A 15152-nucleotide genomic window follows, 5' to 3' on the forward strand; every position below is an offset into this window, starting at 1 on the left:
GTTAGGGAGTCGCCGGGGCCGGAGCCACTACTTCGGTGCGACTGTTTCCCACAACGACTCACCGGCACGCCGGGTGTCGGCCCGCATCACACCCGTCTCGGGTCCCTCGTGTGTCTCCTGCACCAGGTAGTGGGGGCGTCGCTTGACCTCGTAGTAGATGCGGCCGACGTACTCGCCGATGAGTCCGACCATGACCATCTGGACGCCCGCGAGGGCGGTGACGGCGACGAGCAGGGTGACGTATCCGGGCGTGTCGACGCCGTTGACCAGGGCGTCGCCGACGATCCAGGCCGCGTAGCCGAGGGCGAGGAGGACCAGGAGGAACCCCAGGTGGACGGCGGCCCTGAGGGGCTTGTTGTTGAAGGAGAGGAGCCCGTCGAGGCCGTAGTTGAGGAGCTTGCCGAAGGTCCACTTGGAGCGGCCCTGCTCGCGGACGGCGTTCTCGTAGGAGAACGTCGTGGTGCGGAAGCCGACCCAGGAGAAGAGGCCCTTGGAGAAGCGGTTGTACTCGCCGAGCCCGAGGACCGCGTCGACGGTACGGCGGGAGAGCAGCCGGAAGTCGCCGACGCCGTCGACGAGCTCGACGTCCACGAGCCGGTTGATCGCCCGGTAGTAGAGGCGCGCGGTCAGGGTGCGGGTGACGCGGTCGCCCTCGCGGGTGCGGCGGGCGACGACCTGGTCGTAGCCCTCGGCGTGCAGGGCGACCATGCGGTGCACCAGCTCGGGCGGGTGCTGGAGGTCGGCGTCCATGATCACGACCGCGTCGCCCGCGGCGTCGCGGAGCCCGGCCAGCATCGCCGCCTCCTTGCCGAAGTTGCGGCTGAAGGAGACGTAACGGACGTGGCGCGGGTCGCGCGCGGCGAGCTCCTGGAGGAGCGGGAGGGTCCCGTCCCGGCTTCCGTCGTCCACGTAGACGATCTCGTACGCACCGTCGAGCTTGGCGAGTTCGAGGCTCACGTGGTCATGGAAGCGGGCGAGGACGTCCTCCTCGTTGAAGCACGGGACGACGATCGAGAGAAGCACACGGACCACGACAACGGAGTGCGGTGACCCGGCCGGTCCGCGTGGATGGCCTTCAGACGACCATTGAATGAACTGGGTTTCGGGGCCCGGGATTTCCCGGCCGGGCGCTGGCATATTCGAGCCGTCATGCCGAACACCAGACGCTCACCCCTCCTGGCCGCCCTTCTCGCCGTGGTCGCCGTCTGCGGCGGGGACGCCGTCGCCCGGGTCTTCCCCTTCGGGCCGCGCCACCGGGCGGTGAACGACCTCGCGAACCAGTTCGTACCGTTCCACGCGCACCTGTGGGACCTGCTGCACGGCCGGGCGGACGGCGGTCTGCTGCTCGACTGGCAGGCGGGCTGGGGCACGAGCTTCCTCCCCGACTACGGCACCTATCTGTCGAGCCCCTTCGCCCCGCTGGTCGCGCTCTTCCCGCGCGGGGACATCGAGTACGCGGTGTACGCGGTGACCGTCCTGAAGACGGCGGTCGCGGCGGCGGCGATGACGTTCCTGCTGCGGCGGCTCGGCCCCGGCGCGTGGTGGTGGGCGGCGGTCCTGGGCGCGTCGTACGCGCTGTGCGGCTGGTCGCTCGCGGAGGGCACGTACAACCCGATGTGGCTGGACGGCCTGATCGCCTTCCCGCTGCTCTGCCTGGTGGGCGAGTGGGTACGGGAGGGCCGCCGGCCGCTCCTCGGGCCGCTGGTGGTGGCGGTCTGCTGGACGGCCAACTTCTACACCGCGTACATGGCGACCCTCGGCGCCGCCCTCGTCCTCCTCCTCCGGCTCGCGGTGACGGACGGCTTCCGGGTACGGACCCTGCTGCGGGCGGTGGTGACGACGGGCATCGGAATCGCCCTCTCGGCGCCCGTCCTCGTCCCCGTCTTCCTCGGCTCCCGGCACGCCCACCCCGGTCTGGTGCGGGAATTCGACCCGGCGCCCCTCACGGACCTCCTGGCCCGGCTCCTCCCGGTGACGTACAGCTTCTCGACCCCGGCGGCCTACGTCTCCACGGCGGTCCTGCTGCTCACGGGCGCGCTGCTGTTCCGCCGGGACGTGCCGGGGCGTGAGCGGTGGCTGTGTCCGGGCCTGTGCGCGGCGGTCGTCGCCTCGATGCAGTGGGGCCCGACGCACCTGCTGTGGCATGCCTTCGCGACCCCGAACGGCAGCCCGTACCGGCAGACCTTCGTCCTCTCCGGTGTCCTCGTCATCGCCGCCTGGACGGGCCTCGGCCGCGGCGGGCCGGACCGCAGGGCGCTGCTCGGCGGGGCGGTGGTCGTCGTGGTCCTGGCGGCGGGGGCGCTGCCGAGCCCGTTCCTCACGGACTGGGCGCTGCTCCTCGCGGCCCTGGGCCTGGTGGCGGTGGGGGCCGCACTGCTGCTTCCGACGCGGGGCCGGTACGGGGTGCTCGCCGCGCTCCTCGTCATCGGGACCCTGCTCGGCCAGTCGGCGGCGACGACGGCGTACGCGGACCGGGAGCGGCTCGCCCGGCTCGACGACTACCCACCGCTGGGCGCGGAGCAGGAGCGGCGGGCGGCGGCCCTGGCGGCGGCCGACGGCTGGCCCGCGTACCGCACGGACTCCGGTCTGCCCCGGTTCGCGGGCAACGATCCGCTGCTCCTCGGCGGCCAGGGCGCCGCGTACTACTCCAGCCACACCCCGGCGGTCCTCACGGAGACGCTGACCGCGCTCGGCGGCGGCTGGACCTCGCGGGGCCGGAACCTGCTGAGCCTGGACCACCCGGTGACGGACGCGCTGTTCGGGGTGGGGGCGCGGTGGCGGGACGGCGCGGTGGTCCGTACGGAGACGTATCTGCCGCTGGTGACGGTACGGCCGCCGGGTCCCGCCCCGGTCTACGGCCCGTCGCCCTTCCGCAACCAGGAACTCCTGCTCGGCGCGCGGGTGTACGGGCCTCCGCGCGCGGGCGCCTGCCCGGTCGGCACCGAGGCGTTCCTGTGGGCTCCCGACGCGACGGGCACCGCGCGCCTCGGTGACCGTGAGACCCGGCTCCTCGGCGGGCAGCCGAAACGGCGGGCGGCGATGACGTCCCTCGGCGTCCAGCGGACCCCCGGTCTGAAGCCGGTCCTGCCGGGCCCCGGCGAACTCGGCTGCCTGGACCACGACCGTCTGCGCGCGGCGGTCACGGCCCTGCGCGCGCGTGCGGCCGTCACGGTCCACGCCACACCCGACGGGATACGGGCCGAACTGCCGCCCGGCACGACGGGCACGGCGGTGGTGGCGGCCCCGGGAATCGCGGGCTGGCGCTGCGAGCACGCGCGGACCACGTCGTACGGCGGCCTGCTCGCGGTCGGCGTCGGCCCCGGCACCAGGACACTGGACTGCGCCTTCCGCCCGCCGGGCCTCCGGGCGGGCCTGGCGGCGGGGATGGCGGGTCTTGTGCTTCTGGGCGTGTCCGTATGGGCGGGGGCGCGGGGGCGGCGTGGGGGAAGGCGCCCTGTCCCTCCCGGGGCCGAGCCGGGGGCCGTGCCACGGTCGGTCGGTCGCTGAGCGCACGGCGAAGGGCCGGAACCCCAGGCGGGTTCCGGCCCTTGCACGCGCGCGGACGCGCACCGCGCGTTACTTCGCGGCGACCTCTTCGAGGCAGAGGACGAACTTGTCCGACTCCAGCTGCTGCGCGAGCGCCGACAGCTCCGTGCCGCACTTGTTCACGTCGAAGGTGTCCTCGACGACCTTGACGACCTTGAACGTGTCGGCCTTGCCGGCCGAGCAGTCCACGGTGTCGACCTTGGGGTCGTTGTCGGGGCCCGTCACGGTGACGCACTCGCCGGCCTTGGCGTGCACCGGAGCCTCGCCGGTGAGGTACGGGAGGCCGAACTTGACGGCGAGGGCGATGGCGATCGCGACGAGGACTCCACCGACCTTCTTGAGGATGCTGCTGCCCTTCTTCGCGGGAGCCGCGGGCTGGCCCTCGGGGGCGGTGGGCTGCTGCTCGGGCGAGAGGGGCGCGGACGGCGTCGTCATGTGGAGTTCCTTGTGAGCGCGGACATGATCAGACGCGAACGTTACATGCGCCAAAACAGGCAAAAAGGATCATGAAGATCCACTTCCGGATCAGTTGCCGAGTCGTGATGCTGGCGTCCCGTCAGCGTCACGCCCCCAGCTGCCGTTGGTGGTCGAGCACGCGCCGCAACTCCACCGGAAGCGGGTGATAGGGGCCGTACGCCCGCTCGGCGTCGAACAGCAGCCGCTGGAGCTGCTCCCGGCCCGCCGCGTGCGCGCCCGTCGCCACCAGCAACAGCCCGATCCGCTGCCGGATGTCGAAGGCGCGGGCGAGATCCCGCTCGTAGTACGGCAGCACCGCGCGGAACTCCGTGAGCGCGGCGGCCGTCTCCCCGAGCTGCTCCAGGCACACGGCCGCGTCGTAACGGAACTGCACGGCCTGCGGGTCCGCGGGCCCCGCCTCCGCGTCGCGGTCCGCCGCCAGGCGGCGCAGCTCGGGCAGCGCCTGCCGGTACCGGCCGTCGTCCATCAGCGTCGACGCGTACTGCTTGCGCAGGATGCGGACGACCGGCGAACGCTCGCCGTGCTCGGCCTCGGCGGCGGGCAGGATGCCGCCGAGGATGTCCACGGCCCGGGTGAGCTGCCCCTCCCCCAGCAGCCGCTTGACCTCGTCGACGGCGGCGGCGATGTCGGGACGCGCGGGCGGCGGGACCACCCTCGGGTAGGTGAGGGCGGCGGACGGGAGGCCCGTACGGGGGTCGGCGAGCACGCCGGGGGCGTGGAGCGGGGCAGGGGTGTGGAGCGGGGCGGGGGTGTGCAGTTGCCCGGGAGCGTGGAGCCGGCCGGGTGCGCTGGTGCGCGGGTCGGGCCCCGGAACCGCCGCCGCCGGAGCGGGCGCGGCTCCCACCGGCCTGGCCGCCGGTGCCCGGTCGGGCCAGGGCGCGTGCGGGCGGAGGAACGGCCGGGTCGGGTCCATCGGGCCCGTCGGGACGCCGCGTGCGGGCAGCAGCGGCAGGAGGTGCTCGTACACCTCGTGCGCGCCGGACGGGCGCTCGCGCGGGTCCTTGGCGAGCAGCCGGAGGACCAGCGCCTCCAGGGCTTCGGGGACCTCGGGCCGCAGCTGCCGGAGCGGCGCGGGAGGCTCGTGCAGATGGCGGTGGAGGACCCCGAGCGCGGTGGACCCGGCGAACGGCACGTTGCCGCTGAGGAGTTCGTGGAGCAGGACCCCGAGCGCGTAGAGGTCGGTGGACGGGCCCACGGCGCCGCCCATGGCCTGCTCGGGCGCCATGTACGCCGGGCTGCCGATGGGGGAACCGGTCTGGGTGAGGCGGGTGGTGTCGGCGTCCAGGACGGAGGCGACGCCCAGGTCGAGGACGACGAGCGAACCGTCGGGGCGGACCATCACGTTCCGCGGCTTGAGGTCGCGGTGCACGATCGGGACGGCGTGCACGGCGGCGAGGACGGCGCAGAGCTGCGCGGCGACACAGACCGCCCACTCCCACGGGTACGGGTCGTGCTCGGCGAGGTGGTCGGCGAGGTCGGCGCCCTCCACGTACTGCATGACGAGATAGAGGTCGTCGCCCTCGCTGCCCGCGTCGTGGACGGTGACGAGACCGGCGTGGTCGACGCGCGCGGTCACCCTGCACTCGCGCACGAAACGGCGCCGCAGCTCTTCGGCGGCGGTCGCGGGACCCGTCATGGTGGCCGGCCGGAGCAGCTTCACCGCGACCCGGCGGTCCAGCCTGCCGTCGTACGCCGTCCAGACCTGGCCCATGCCGCCCTGCCCGATGACGGTGGCGAGCTCGTAGCGCCCGCCGATGACACGTCCGTTCACGCCCGGCCGTCGTCTTCGCCGCGGGTACGGAGGAGGTCGCTCAGCTCGTCGAGCTCGGCGCGCACCTGGTCGATCCGGGGTGCGGGGACGGGCGGGACCGGGGGCGGGGCGCAGATGTACGGGTTCGGGGCGCCGGGCGCGCTCGGCGCCGTGACGGCGGTGCCGTCGGCGCCGTACGCGTACCCCATCGGCCGGTACGGGGGCTGGGTCGGGGGCTGGGCACGGAGGCGCTCGAAGTGGCGGATCTCCGCCACCAGGTAGTACGTGATCGAGCCCGCCGCCAGGAGCACGATCGCGCCGATCCCGAGGAAGGCCTCCAGGTCACTGCCGGTCTCCTCACCCGTGACCACGATGTACGTGAAGAGGCCCGCCGAGCCCAGGAGGGCGAGACCGAACAGGACCCAGTCCCGCCGCTTGCCGGTGACGACCGCGAGCCGCAGCAGCGGCGTCCAGGAGAGGAAGCCGCAGCTGAGCAGCGACAGCGCGCAGAACAGCACACGCAGGGCGACGAGTCCACCGGAGGCGGGGCTCTTCGGCGGCGGGACCTGCGGCGACTGCGGGGCCTGCGGAGGGCCGTACATCCTGCTGCTCCTGCTCGAACGGATCGGGTGCGGAGACGAGCGTATACACGTCCGCCGACAACGGCCGCAGGATGTGCGGAACCGTTGCCGGACGGAGCCCGGGACCGGTCAGGAACCGCGGCTCAGGGCGCCACCGTGCCGTCGGCGAGGCCGTCGTACAGGCCCTGGACCAGTTGGTCGCCGAGCCGGGACGTCTGGCGCAGCGCGTCCTCGAACGCGGCGAGGGCGCGGAACCGCTCCCCGAACCGGCGCTGTTCGGCCAGGGGCAGTCGCGGCAGCTGGAGGCGGCGCACGTCGAGGCGGGTCGCGGTGGAGGCGTAGCTGCTGGCCTGCCGGTTGTTGGCGGTGGCCCGCAGGAAGCCCGCCAGGAACCACGGGTCGAGCGCCGCCGGGTCGGGGCGGAGGAGCTGGAGGTTGCGGCCGAGCGCGGCGCCCGCCGCCGTGGCGTCGACGACCCGGACGGCCGCGCCGCCGCCGAGGACCGGGACGACCACGTCACCGGCGGCCAGGAGGACCGGCTCCTCGGGCGGGCCGTCGGGCAGGGCGCCGGACGGCGGCTGCCCGGCGAGGACGTCGTGGTCCGTGAGCACGGCGACCGGGGCGTCGGCCGGGGTCGTGCCCACGCCGCCGGCGCGGAGGACCAGGGCACCGGCGCGCGCGAGTTCCCCGACGGTCGTCGTGAGCCGGCCGACGCCCGCGGCGCCCGCCGGGTCGGTCACGGGCGGCGGGGTCAGCTCCCGCGTACGGCGCAGGGTCTCCGTGAGGCGTTCGCGCACCCCCGCGAGCTGGGCCGCGCCCTCGGCCGCGGCCCGCGGCGGCAGATGACGGGCCGGGGCCAGGTCGACGTCGTCGTCGAGGAGCTCGATGACGGGTACGGAACGGCTCGCGCCCGGCGCCCCGACGAGGGTTCCGTCCCGGTCGAAGAGCGTCCAGGCCTCCAGTACGGCGGTGTGGACGGCCGCCCAGTCGAGCCGGTCACGTCCCTGGCCGTCCCTGCCCTGGCCGTCCCTGCCCTGACCCGTGTGTTCGGACGCGGTGTCGACGAGGAGGAGTTCGGCGGGGGAACGTTCCCCGTGGACGGGCCTGCGCAGCACCCACAGGTGCAGCGGGACGCCGTACGGGGGCGCGGCACCGGCCGGCAGGGCGACGACCGCCCGCAGGGCGCCCCGGCGCAGCAGATCGGCCCGGATCCGGCGGCCCGAGCGGCGCGAGGCGGCGGCCGGCGGCATCAGGAGGACGGCGGTCCCGCCGGGGCGGAGCCGGGCCAGGGCGTGCTGCACCCAGGCGAGTTCGGACTCGGTGCGCGCCGGGAAGCCGTACTCCCAGCGCGGGTCGTAGGCCAGCTCGTCGTGCCCCCAGTTGCGCTCGTTGAACGGCGGGTGGCAGAGGACCGCGTCGGCCGCGAGCGCCGGGAAGGCGTCGGCTCGCAGGCTGTCACCCGACCTGACCCGGATGTCGCCGTCCGAGGAGAGGGCCAGGCGCAGGGCCGTGAGCGCGGCCAGGTCCGGGTCGGCGTCCTGTCCGCAGACGGCGCCGGGGCGCTCGACCGCGCTCAGCAGGCTTCCGGTGCCGCAGGCGGGGTCGAGGACGGTGAGGGGGGTGAGGGCCGGGTCGTTCCCGGTCTCCGCCGGCTCGTTCCCGGTCTCCGTGGGGGCCGTGGCTCCTGCGAGGGCCGCCATGAGGGCGGCCGGGCCGGGCGGGGTCAGGGTGTACTGGCGCGGGTTGGCGTCGAGGTGCCGGCCGAGCAGGAACTCGAAGGTCTGCCGGACCCCCGTCTCCGCCGCCAGTTCGGCGGCCCCCCGGAGCAGCGCGACGGAGCCCGAGAGCGCGGAGGATGTGGGGGTGCGGACGGCCCGCTCCGGGCCGAGGCGCTCGGTGAGCGTCTCCTCCAGGGCGAGCGGCAGCAGGTCCACGAGCCGCCTGTCCGGCAGCTCGGCGAGCGAGGGCCAGGCCGCCGACCTGTCCCGTACGAGGAGGAGCGCGCAGCCCGCGTGCACGAGGGCGTTGACCGCGCCGGCCGGATGGCCCGCGATCTGCTGCCAGACGCGCTCGCGGAGCGGGACCTCGGCCAGCTTGCCCTGCTCGCGGAGCCACCGCTCGACGTCGGCGAGGGCGAAGGACGGGCTGGTCTCCGTGCCGCCCACGGGCTTGGGGAAGTCGGGGTGGCGGCGGCGCCAGTTGCTGACGGCGGCCCTGCCGACCCCGGCGAGCCGGGCGATCCCGGCGGCGGTCACCTCCGTGGCGCCGGTCTCGGGGGCGCCGGTCTCGGGGGCACCGGCTTCGGGGGCACCGGCCTTGGGGGCACCGACCTCGGGGGCATCCGCTTCTGCTCCGCCGCCTGCTTCTGCTGCGCTCTCCGGCACCTGACCCATCTCCCCTGGCTCACCTCTGACGCGTCCTCGTGTGACTCCGATCTTACCGAGGAACACCCGCCGCACCACTTCACAGCGTGAGCCGATCCATTTTCTGTGAACCGTGTTGACTCGGTTCACAGGCTCTGGTCTGATTGACCCATCGCGCCAGACATCTTCTCTGTCCGGGAGGACACACCCATGTCGTACGACACCCAGGTACCGCCCGCCGCCCCGCACACGCCCCTGCGCAACGGGCTCGGCACGGCGGCCCTGATCCTCGGCATCATCGGCACGCTGTCGGGCGTGACGATGGTGCTCTTCTGGCTGGCCGGCATCCTCGGTCTGATCGCCCTGATCCTGGGCCTCGTCGGCAAGGGCCGCGTGAAGCGCGGCGAGGCGAGCAACAAGGGTGTGGCGCTCACCGGCGCGATCCTCGGCCTCGTGTCCCTGGTCCTGTCGGTCGTCGGCGCGATCGTCACGTTCACGGCCGTCAGCGCCGCGGTCGACGAGCTCGACAAGGGCATCAAGGACGCGGCCCCGAAGGACCCGTCGGCCAAGGCGCCCTCGGGCTCCGCGTCCAAGCCCGCGGCCGCCGACAAGAACAAGGCCCTGGAGGACGGCGACACGTTGGTCTACGAGGACGACCTCGAGATCACGGTCTCCGACCCGAAGCCGTACAGCGTCGACGAGTACGCGGTCGGCCACACCAAGGGCAACAAGGCCTACCAGGTCACCGTCGTGATCGAGAACGCGGGCAAGGAGAAGTTCGACGCCACCGCCGTCCAGCTGAGCGCGCGGGCCGGCGCGAACAGCGTCACGGCCGAGCAGATCTACGACGACAAGATCGGCGCGGGCTTCGAAGGCACCGTCATGCCGGGCAAGAAGGCCACCGTGACCTACGCCTTCGACGCCCCGAAGGACGCGAAGAACCTGACCGTCGAGGTCAACCCGGGCTGGACCTACGACGCCTCGCAGTGGGAGCTGAAGATCGGCTGACCCGGCCGCGCCGACGGCGGCACCGCGCCGCCGACACCACAGGACCAGGGGCCCTACGGGGCCCCCTCCCCCGTACGACCCCTCTCGGAGAGACACCACCGTGCCCGTTCACCCCCGCACCCGCCCCACCGCCGCCGTCGCCGCCGTCCTGTGTGCCGCCCTCGCATTCGGCGCCACCGCCTGCGGGTCGACCACGGACGACGCGAAGCCGACGCAGGCGACGAAGCCCGCGGGGCCCTTCGGAGACCTGACGGGGTCGCAGATCGTCGACAAGGCCTTCGCGGCGACGAAGTCCGCGAAGTCGCTCACCGTCGACGTCGACCTGAAGACCGCCGACGACCCGACCAAGGCCTACCTCTCGCTCGACGGCCAGGGACGTTGCGCCGGCACGCTGACCATGGGCGTCGACCGCACGACCGAGCTGATCAAGGCCGACGACAAGAACGTCTACCTGCGCTTCGACGAGGCCTTCCTGCGTGAGCAGGTCAAGGACGAGAGCCAGGAGGTGCAGGACGCCACGGTCAAGGAGCTCAGGGGCCGCTGGGTGAAGACGCCCGCCTCCGACCCGGACTCCGAGGACATGCTGGCTCTCTGCGATCTGGACGGGCTGCTCAGCGGATTCGAGCAGGGCGCGAGCGGCATCGCGAAGGGCAAGGAGACGACCATCGACGGGCAGAGCGCGCTGGCCCTGACGGAGCCTGGCACGGGCGGAGAGACGAGCACGGTCTACGTGGCCACGAAGGGCACGCCGTACGTCCTGCGGATCGTCACGAAGGGCGGCGAGGAGCCGGGGACGCTCACCTTCTCGAAGTACGGGAAGCCGGTCGCGGCGAAGGTACCGGCGGCCAAGGACATCGTCGACGTCGAGTCCTGACCGACGGGCAGCAGGGCGGTACGCGAAGAGGGCCGCCCACCGGGGACGGCCCTCTCGCTCGCGTGCGGGTCAGACGCGGTGCCGCACCCACACGTTGGGCTCGACGTAGACCGCGTAGCCGCGCGTGGCCTCGCAGTGGACGGGGACGAGCGCGCCCTCGACCTCGACGGGACCGTCGGTGTCGAAGGGGAGGCCGGTCCACTTCCGCCACTGCTCGACGGAGCCGGCGACCGTCATCGAGGCGGGGGCCACGGCCTCGATGACACCGCCCGCGCGCACGTGGACCCGGAGCCACGGGTCGTGCGGCAGCCCGTCGGCCTCACGGGTGCGGAAGGCGTACTCGTGGATGGAGGCCTCGGCCTCCAGGTGCTTGCCGTTGGGGCGGACGGGGGCGACGAGTTCGGAGAAGCCCCGCTCGGCCACGTTCTTCCGCATGGCGGCCAGCATCCGGTGCGAGAGGCCCTGGCCGAGGGCGCTCGTGTCGACCGTGATCTCGATGGCGCTGACGGTGTCGGCCTCGCGGCCGTGCTTCAGGTCGGAGAACGCCCAGAGCAGCACCTCGTCCCAGCCCCGGGCGGGCAGCTCGCGGCGGCCGTCCGCGTCGAGCCGGAAGGGGACGCTGAAGCCCCGGGCGACGACCTTGCCGTCGGCGTCGGTGGCGACGAGGACGTACTCCGGCAGCTGCCGCACGATCTGCCCGATGTTCGCCCAGCCCACCGGGTCGTACATCATGAACTCGGGCCAGAGGTCACGCATGCCCCACATCGGCCCTTCCAGTTCGGGGCGCTCGGCGAGGGTCGATATGTTGAGGTCCATACCCGCAGGGTAAAGATCGTTTACCGGACGCCCAACCGAATTTCCCCGTGGCGAGCCACCTCTACGGAAGCCTTTGCTGCGGGCAGCCGTCGAGGACCCGCTTCATCGCGTCCCGCTCGGCGCGCGTCACCCACACCCCGTACTTCTGTTTCACCGCGATCTGGCGGGCCACGTAAGGGCAGCGGTAGGCCTTGTTCGGCGGCAGCCAGGTCGCCGCGTCGCCGTCGGACTTCCGGCGGTTCGTGGCCGAGTCGACGGCGAGCAGGTTGAGCGGGTCGTTCGCGAAGCGGCGCCGGGTGCCCGGGTCCCACTTCTGCGCGCCCTTCTGCCAGGCGTCGGAGAGCGCGACGACATGGTCGATGTCGACCTTGCTGCGGCCCCGTACGAACGTGACGGAGGTGCCGGTGTACGGGTCGTCGGCGAGGGTGCCGGAGGCGACCTTGCAGTGGCCGTCCGAGAAGCGGACACGGTCCAGGTCGCGCTTGAGTATGTCGTCTCGGGTCCCGCAGCCGTTGCCGTCGACGTCCACCCAGGCGCGGCCGAACTTCTCCCGCTCGTAACCGGTCTTGGGCGACCGGCCCTTGACGGTGAGCGTGTCCACGGCGGCCAGCGCCGTGCCGTGCGCGGCGGGCTTTCCGCCCGTACCGGAGCCGGCGCCCGCGCCTGAGCCCGGAACGTCGGCTCCCGTCGAGCATGCGGTGGTCACGAGGGTGGCGGCGGCGAGCGCCGAGGCGGCCAGGGTCCTTCGATACGTCAGCACCCCGGAATCCTAGGCGGGGGGTGCCGTCGCGGCCCGGGGCTCACACCTTCCCGATGCCGAGGGTGTTCTCCGCGGGCAGCAGGCCGGAGCCGATCGCGGCCAGCCAGGGGCCGCCGAGCAGGTCGGCGAGGCGGGCGGTGGCGTCGGGGCCGAGGGCGGTCCAGGGCGCGGCGGCCAGCTCGTCGGTGCGCCGCTCGACCCCGGCGCGCAGCGCCCGGCCGGCGTCCGTGGCCACCCCTTCGGGGTCCACGAGTCCCCGGGCGCCCAGCCGTTCCCGCGCGGCGGTCCACTCGGCCGCGCTCCAGCCCCGGCTCGCGAAGACGGGCTCGGGGGCGGCGCCCACGGCCGCGAAGGAGACGAGCGCCTCGACCGGGTCGAGGGAGGCGGCGGCGAGGGCGGCGACATGCCCGTCGCCCCGGTGCTCGCGCAGAATCGTCGCGGCCTGCCAGAGGGCCAGGTGCGGGGCCTCGGGCCAGGGCAGTCCGGCGTTGGCGGCGGCGAGCGGGCGCCCCGCAGGGCGGGAGCGCACCGGGCCGGGGGCCTCGGCCGCATCGGAGGCCACCGGGCCGGAGGTCACGCCGTCGGGGCTCACCGCCGCGTCGGCGGCGCGGCGGGCGAGCGCGGCGGCCTCGGCGAACTCGGGGCGGTCGACGAGGTCGCCGAAGAGCGCCCGGTAGGTGCGGTCGACGGCCCGGAGGCGGCCGGCAAGGACCTCGGCCGGTTCGGCGGTCTCCCAGGCGGCGGGGACGTACCGGGCGACCATGGCGGGGCTGAAGCTGTAGAAGGCGGAGGCGACCCGGTCGACGTCGGCCGCTCCGAGGGGCGCGGCGCGCCAGGCGAAGTAGGCGGGCCAGCGTTCGCTGGTGTCGTAGCCGAGGGCGGCGGCCTCGTGGAAGGCCTCGGGGGCGTAGTAGAGCAGGGCGTGCAGGGGTTCGAGCAGGTGCCACATCTGACGTACGCGTCCGGTCTCCACAGTTTCCACGGCGTCTTCCACGGCGTCCTCCTCGCGAACGGACTCACTCATCATCTTGTCACTGACTAGATAGTGCGCGGACCCGCCCGAACTTGTCAATGACTAGATGAGGGATACGCTGCTGCCATGACGAGTCGGAGCACCTACCACCACGGCGACCTGCGGCAGGCCGTCCTCGCCGCCGCCCTCGACGTCATCGCCGCCGACGGCCCCGGGGCGCTCAGCCTGCGCGACCTCGCGCGCCGCGCGGGCGTCTCGCACGCCGCACCCGCCCACCACTTCAAGGACCGCACCGGACTCCTCACGGCGCTCGCCGCCCAGGGGTACGGGCTCCTCGCCGAGACCCTGGCCGCCGCGCCGGACCTCCGCGAGCGCGGGGTGCGGTACGTGCGCTTCGCCGTGGAGCACCCCGCCCACTTCCAGGTGATGTTCCAGCCGGACCTGCTGCGCGCCGACGACCCGGACCTCCTGGCCGCCAAGGAACGCGCCTCGGCCGAACTCCGCGCGGGCGTCGCCGGCCTGACGGATCTCCCCGACGCCCGCACGGCGGGCATCGCCGCCTGGTCCCTCGCCCACGGCTTCGCGACCCTGCTCCTCACCCACAACGTGCGGGACGCGCTGGGCGACAGCGACCCGGAGGACTACTTCCGATCCCTCACCGGCCTGCTCTTCGCCGGCCAACTCCCTTTGGCCGAGGGGGAATAGGAGGCACCCTCCGGTAATTGACCGAAGCATGCACACGACGAACACCCTCCGCCGCACCGCCCTGGCCCTCGTCACCACCGCCGCCCTGGCGCTGGCACCGACCGCCCTCGCCGACACCGGACACCACGGCCCCGACTGGCGGGCCGCCTGGGCCGCCTCCCCGCAGTCGCCGACCGCGCCCTTCGGCGCCAACTGGTCGCAGCAGGGCTTCGACAACCACACGGTCCGCCAGGTCGTCCGCGTCACGACCGGCGGCACCCGGGCCCGGATCGAGCTGACGAACCGTTACGGCACCAACCCCCTGCGGATCACGGGGGCCACCGTCGCCCGCACGGCGGAAGGCGGCGCCGTGCGCCCCGGATCCGTGCGCCACCTCCGCTTCGACGGTCGGCCGTCCGTCACGATCCCGGCCGGCGGCACCCTCCTCAGCGACGCCGCGCACCTCCCCGTAGACGCCTTCGGATCGCTGACCGTCACGCTCTACCTGGCGGACGAGACCGGACCCGCGACCTTCCACCACTTCTCCTCGGCCACCAGCTACCGCGCCACCGGCGACCACCGCGCCGACCTCACCGGCACGGCCTTCGAGGAGACCAGCGCCTCCTGGTACTTCCTCTCCGGCGTCGAGGTCACCGGCGGCCGGGACACCGCGCGCCGCAGCGGCGTCGTCACCTTCGGCGACTCCATCACCGACGGCGTGGGATCCACCCAGGACACCGACCACCGTTACCCCGACGAGCTCGCCGAACGCCTCGCCTCGGCCGGCCGCCCCCGTGCCGTCCTCAACCACGGCATCGCCGGAAACCAGGTCGTCAACGACACCACCTGGGCGGGCGAGAAGGCCCTGACGCGCTTCCGACAGGACGTCCTCACCGAGCCCGGCGTGCGGACCGTCGTCATCCTCGAAGGCATCAACGACATCGGCGGCAGCACGGTGGACTTCCCCTCCGCCGCGACCCCCGACGTCCCCGTCGACCGGCTGATCGCGGGCCACCGCACCCTGATCCGCGAAGCCCACGCCAAGGGCCTCAAGGTCATCGGCGCGACCCTGACCCCGGTCAAGGGCTCCTCCTACGACAGTCCGGCCAACGAGGCCAAGCGGGACGCCTTCAACACCTGGGTCCGCACCTCGGGCGCGTACGACGCGATCGTCGACTTCGACCGCGCCGTCGCGGACCCGACCGACCCGGACCGCATCCTCCCCGCGTACGACTCGGGCGACGGCCTCCACCCGAACGACGCGGGCTACACCGCGATGGCCGAGGCGCTGGACCTCGACGAGCTCTGAGCGGGAAGGGG

General features: G+C 73.6%; 13 protein-coding genes. 5 read left to right on the forward strand and 8 right to left on the reverse strand.

Annotation, left to right across the window (positions count from 1 at the left end):
• Positions 1-27: 27 nt before the first annotated feature.
• Positions 28-1023 carry a glycosyltransferase family 2 protein gene (locus IO20_RS0105040; protein WP_037634726.1) on the reverse strand — a complete coding sequence of 332 codons (996 nt, stop codon included), beginning with the start codon at positions 1021-1023 and terminating at the stop codon, positions 28-30.
• A gap of 126 nt (positions 1024-1149) precedes the next feature.
• Here IO20_RS0105040 and IO20_RS0105045 point away from each other — a divergent pair, with 126 nt between their 5' ends.
• Positions 1150-3507: a YfhO family protein gene (locus tag IO20_RS0105045; protein WP_051874278.1), complete on the forward strand. Its 2358-nt coding sequence runs from the start codon at positions 1150-1152 to the stop codon at positions 3505-3507.
• Positions 3508-3576: 69 nt separating this feature from the next.
• Here the strand turns inward: IO20_RS0105045 and IO20_RS0105050 are convergent, their stop codons facing one another.
• The 4 genes from IO20_RS0105050 to IO20_RS0105065 form a co-directional block, all read right to left on the reverse strand.
• Entirely contained in the window at positions 3577-3981 is a 405-nt protein-coding gene (locus IO20_RS0105050; protein ID WP_030546433.1) for an LppU/SCO3897 family protein, read from the reverse strand.
• Positions 3982-4108: 127 nt separating this feature from the next.
• A complete protein-coding gene (locus tag IO20_RS0105055) occupies positions 4109-5794 on the reverse strand; it encodes a serine/threonine-protein kinase (protein ID WP_030546436.1) in 1686 nt (561 codons plus the stop codon).
• Entirely contained in the window at positions 5791-6375 is a 585-nt protein-coding gene (locus IO20_RS0105060) for a hypothetical protein (protein ID WP_030546438.1), read from the reverse strand. Before IO20_RS0105060 ends, IO20_RS0105055 begins: the two co-directional genes overlap by 4 nt.
• A gap of 122 nt (positions 6376-6497) precedes the next feature.
• Positions 6498-8609 (reverse strand): N-6 DNA methylase, encoded by a 2112-nt coding sequence (locus IO20_RS0105065; protein ID WP_030546440.1) that lies wholly within the window; start codon positions 8607-8609, stop codon positions 6498-6500.
• Between the two features lie 318 nt (positions 8610-8927).
• Here IO20_RS0105065 and IO20_RS0105070 point away from each other — a divergent pair, with 318 nt between their 5' ends.
• On the forward strand, positions 8928-9725 hold the full coding sequence (locus tag IO20_RS0105070) for a DUF4190 domain-containing protein (protein WP_030546442.1): 798 nt from the start codon (positions 8928-8930) through the stop codon (positions 9723-9725).
• A 100-nt stretch (positions 9726-9825) separates the two neighbouring features.
• Positions 9826-10599 (forward strand): hypothetical protein, encoded by a 774-nt coding sequence (locus IO20_RS0105075; RefSeq protein ID WP_030546444.1) that lies wholly within the window; start codon positions 9826-9828, stop codon positions 10597-10599.
• 69 nt (positions 10600-10668) lie between these two features.
• Here the strand turns inward: IO20_RS0105075 and IO20_RS0105080 are convergent, their stop codons facing one another.
• From IO20_RS0105080 to IO20_RS0105090, 3 genes are all read right to left on the reverse strand, one after another.
• Positions 10669-11415, reverse strand: a complete 747-nt coding sequence (locus tag IO20_RS0105080; RefSeq protein ID WP_030546445.1) for a hypothetical protein — start codon at positions 11413-11415, stop codon at positions 10669-10671.
• A 61-nt stretch (positions 11416-11476) separates the two neighbouring features.
• Complete coding sequence (locus IO20_RS0105085) at positions 11477-12175, reverse strand: HNH endonuclease family protein (protein ID WP_211270346.1); 699 nt, start codon at positions 12173-12175, stop codon at positions 11477-11479.
• 40 nt (positions 12176-12215) lie between these two features.
• Positions 12216-13124, reverse strand: coding sequence for an SCO6745 family protein (locus IO20_RS0105090; protein WP_051874293.1), 909 nt, complete (start codon positions 13122-13124; stop codon positions 12216-12218).
• A gap of 150 nt (positions 13125-13274) precedes the next feature.
• Here IO20_RS0105090 and IO20_RS0105095 point away from each other — a divergent pair, with 150 nt between their 5' ends.
• Positions 13275-13853, forward strand: a complete 579-nt coding sequence (locus IO20_RS0105095) for a TetR/AcrR family transcriptional regulator (RefSeq protein WP_030546450.1) — start codon at positions 13275-13277, stop codon at positions 13851-13853.
• Between the two features lie 28 nt (positions 13854-13881).
• The gene (locus IO20_RS0105100) at positions 13882-15141 is read left to right on the forward strand and encodes an SGNH/GDSL hydrolase family protein (protein WP_030546451.1); all 1260 of its coding nucleotides are present in this window, start codon (positions 13882-13884) and stop codon (positions 15139-15141) included.
• The last annotated feature ends 11 nt before the right edge of the window (positions 15142-15152 follow it).

It is taken from the genome of Streptomyces exfoliatus, assembly GCF_000725545.1.
In the GTDB taxonomy this organism is placed as follows: Bacteria; Actinomycetota; Actinomycetes; order Streptomycetales; family Streptomycetaceae; genus Streptomyces; species Streptomyces exfoliatus.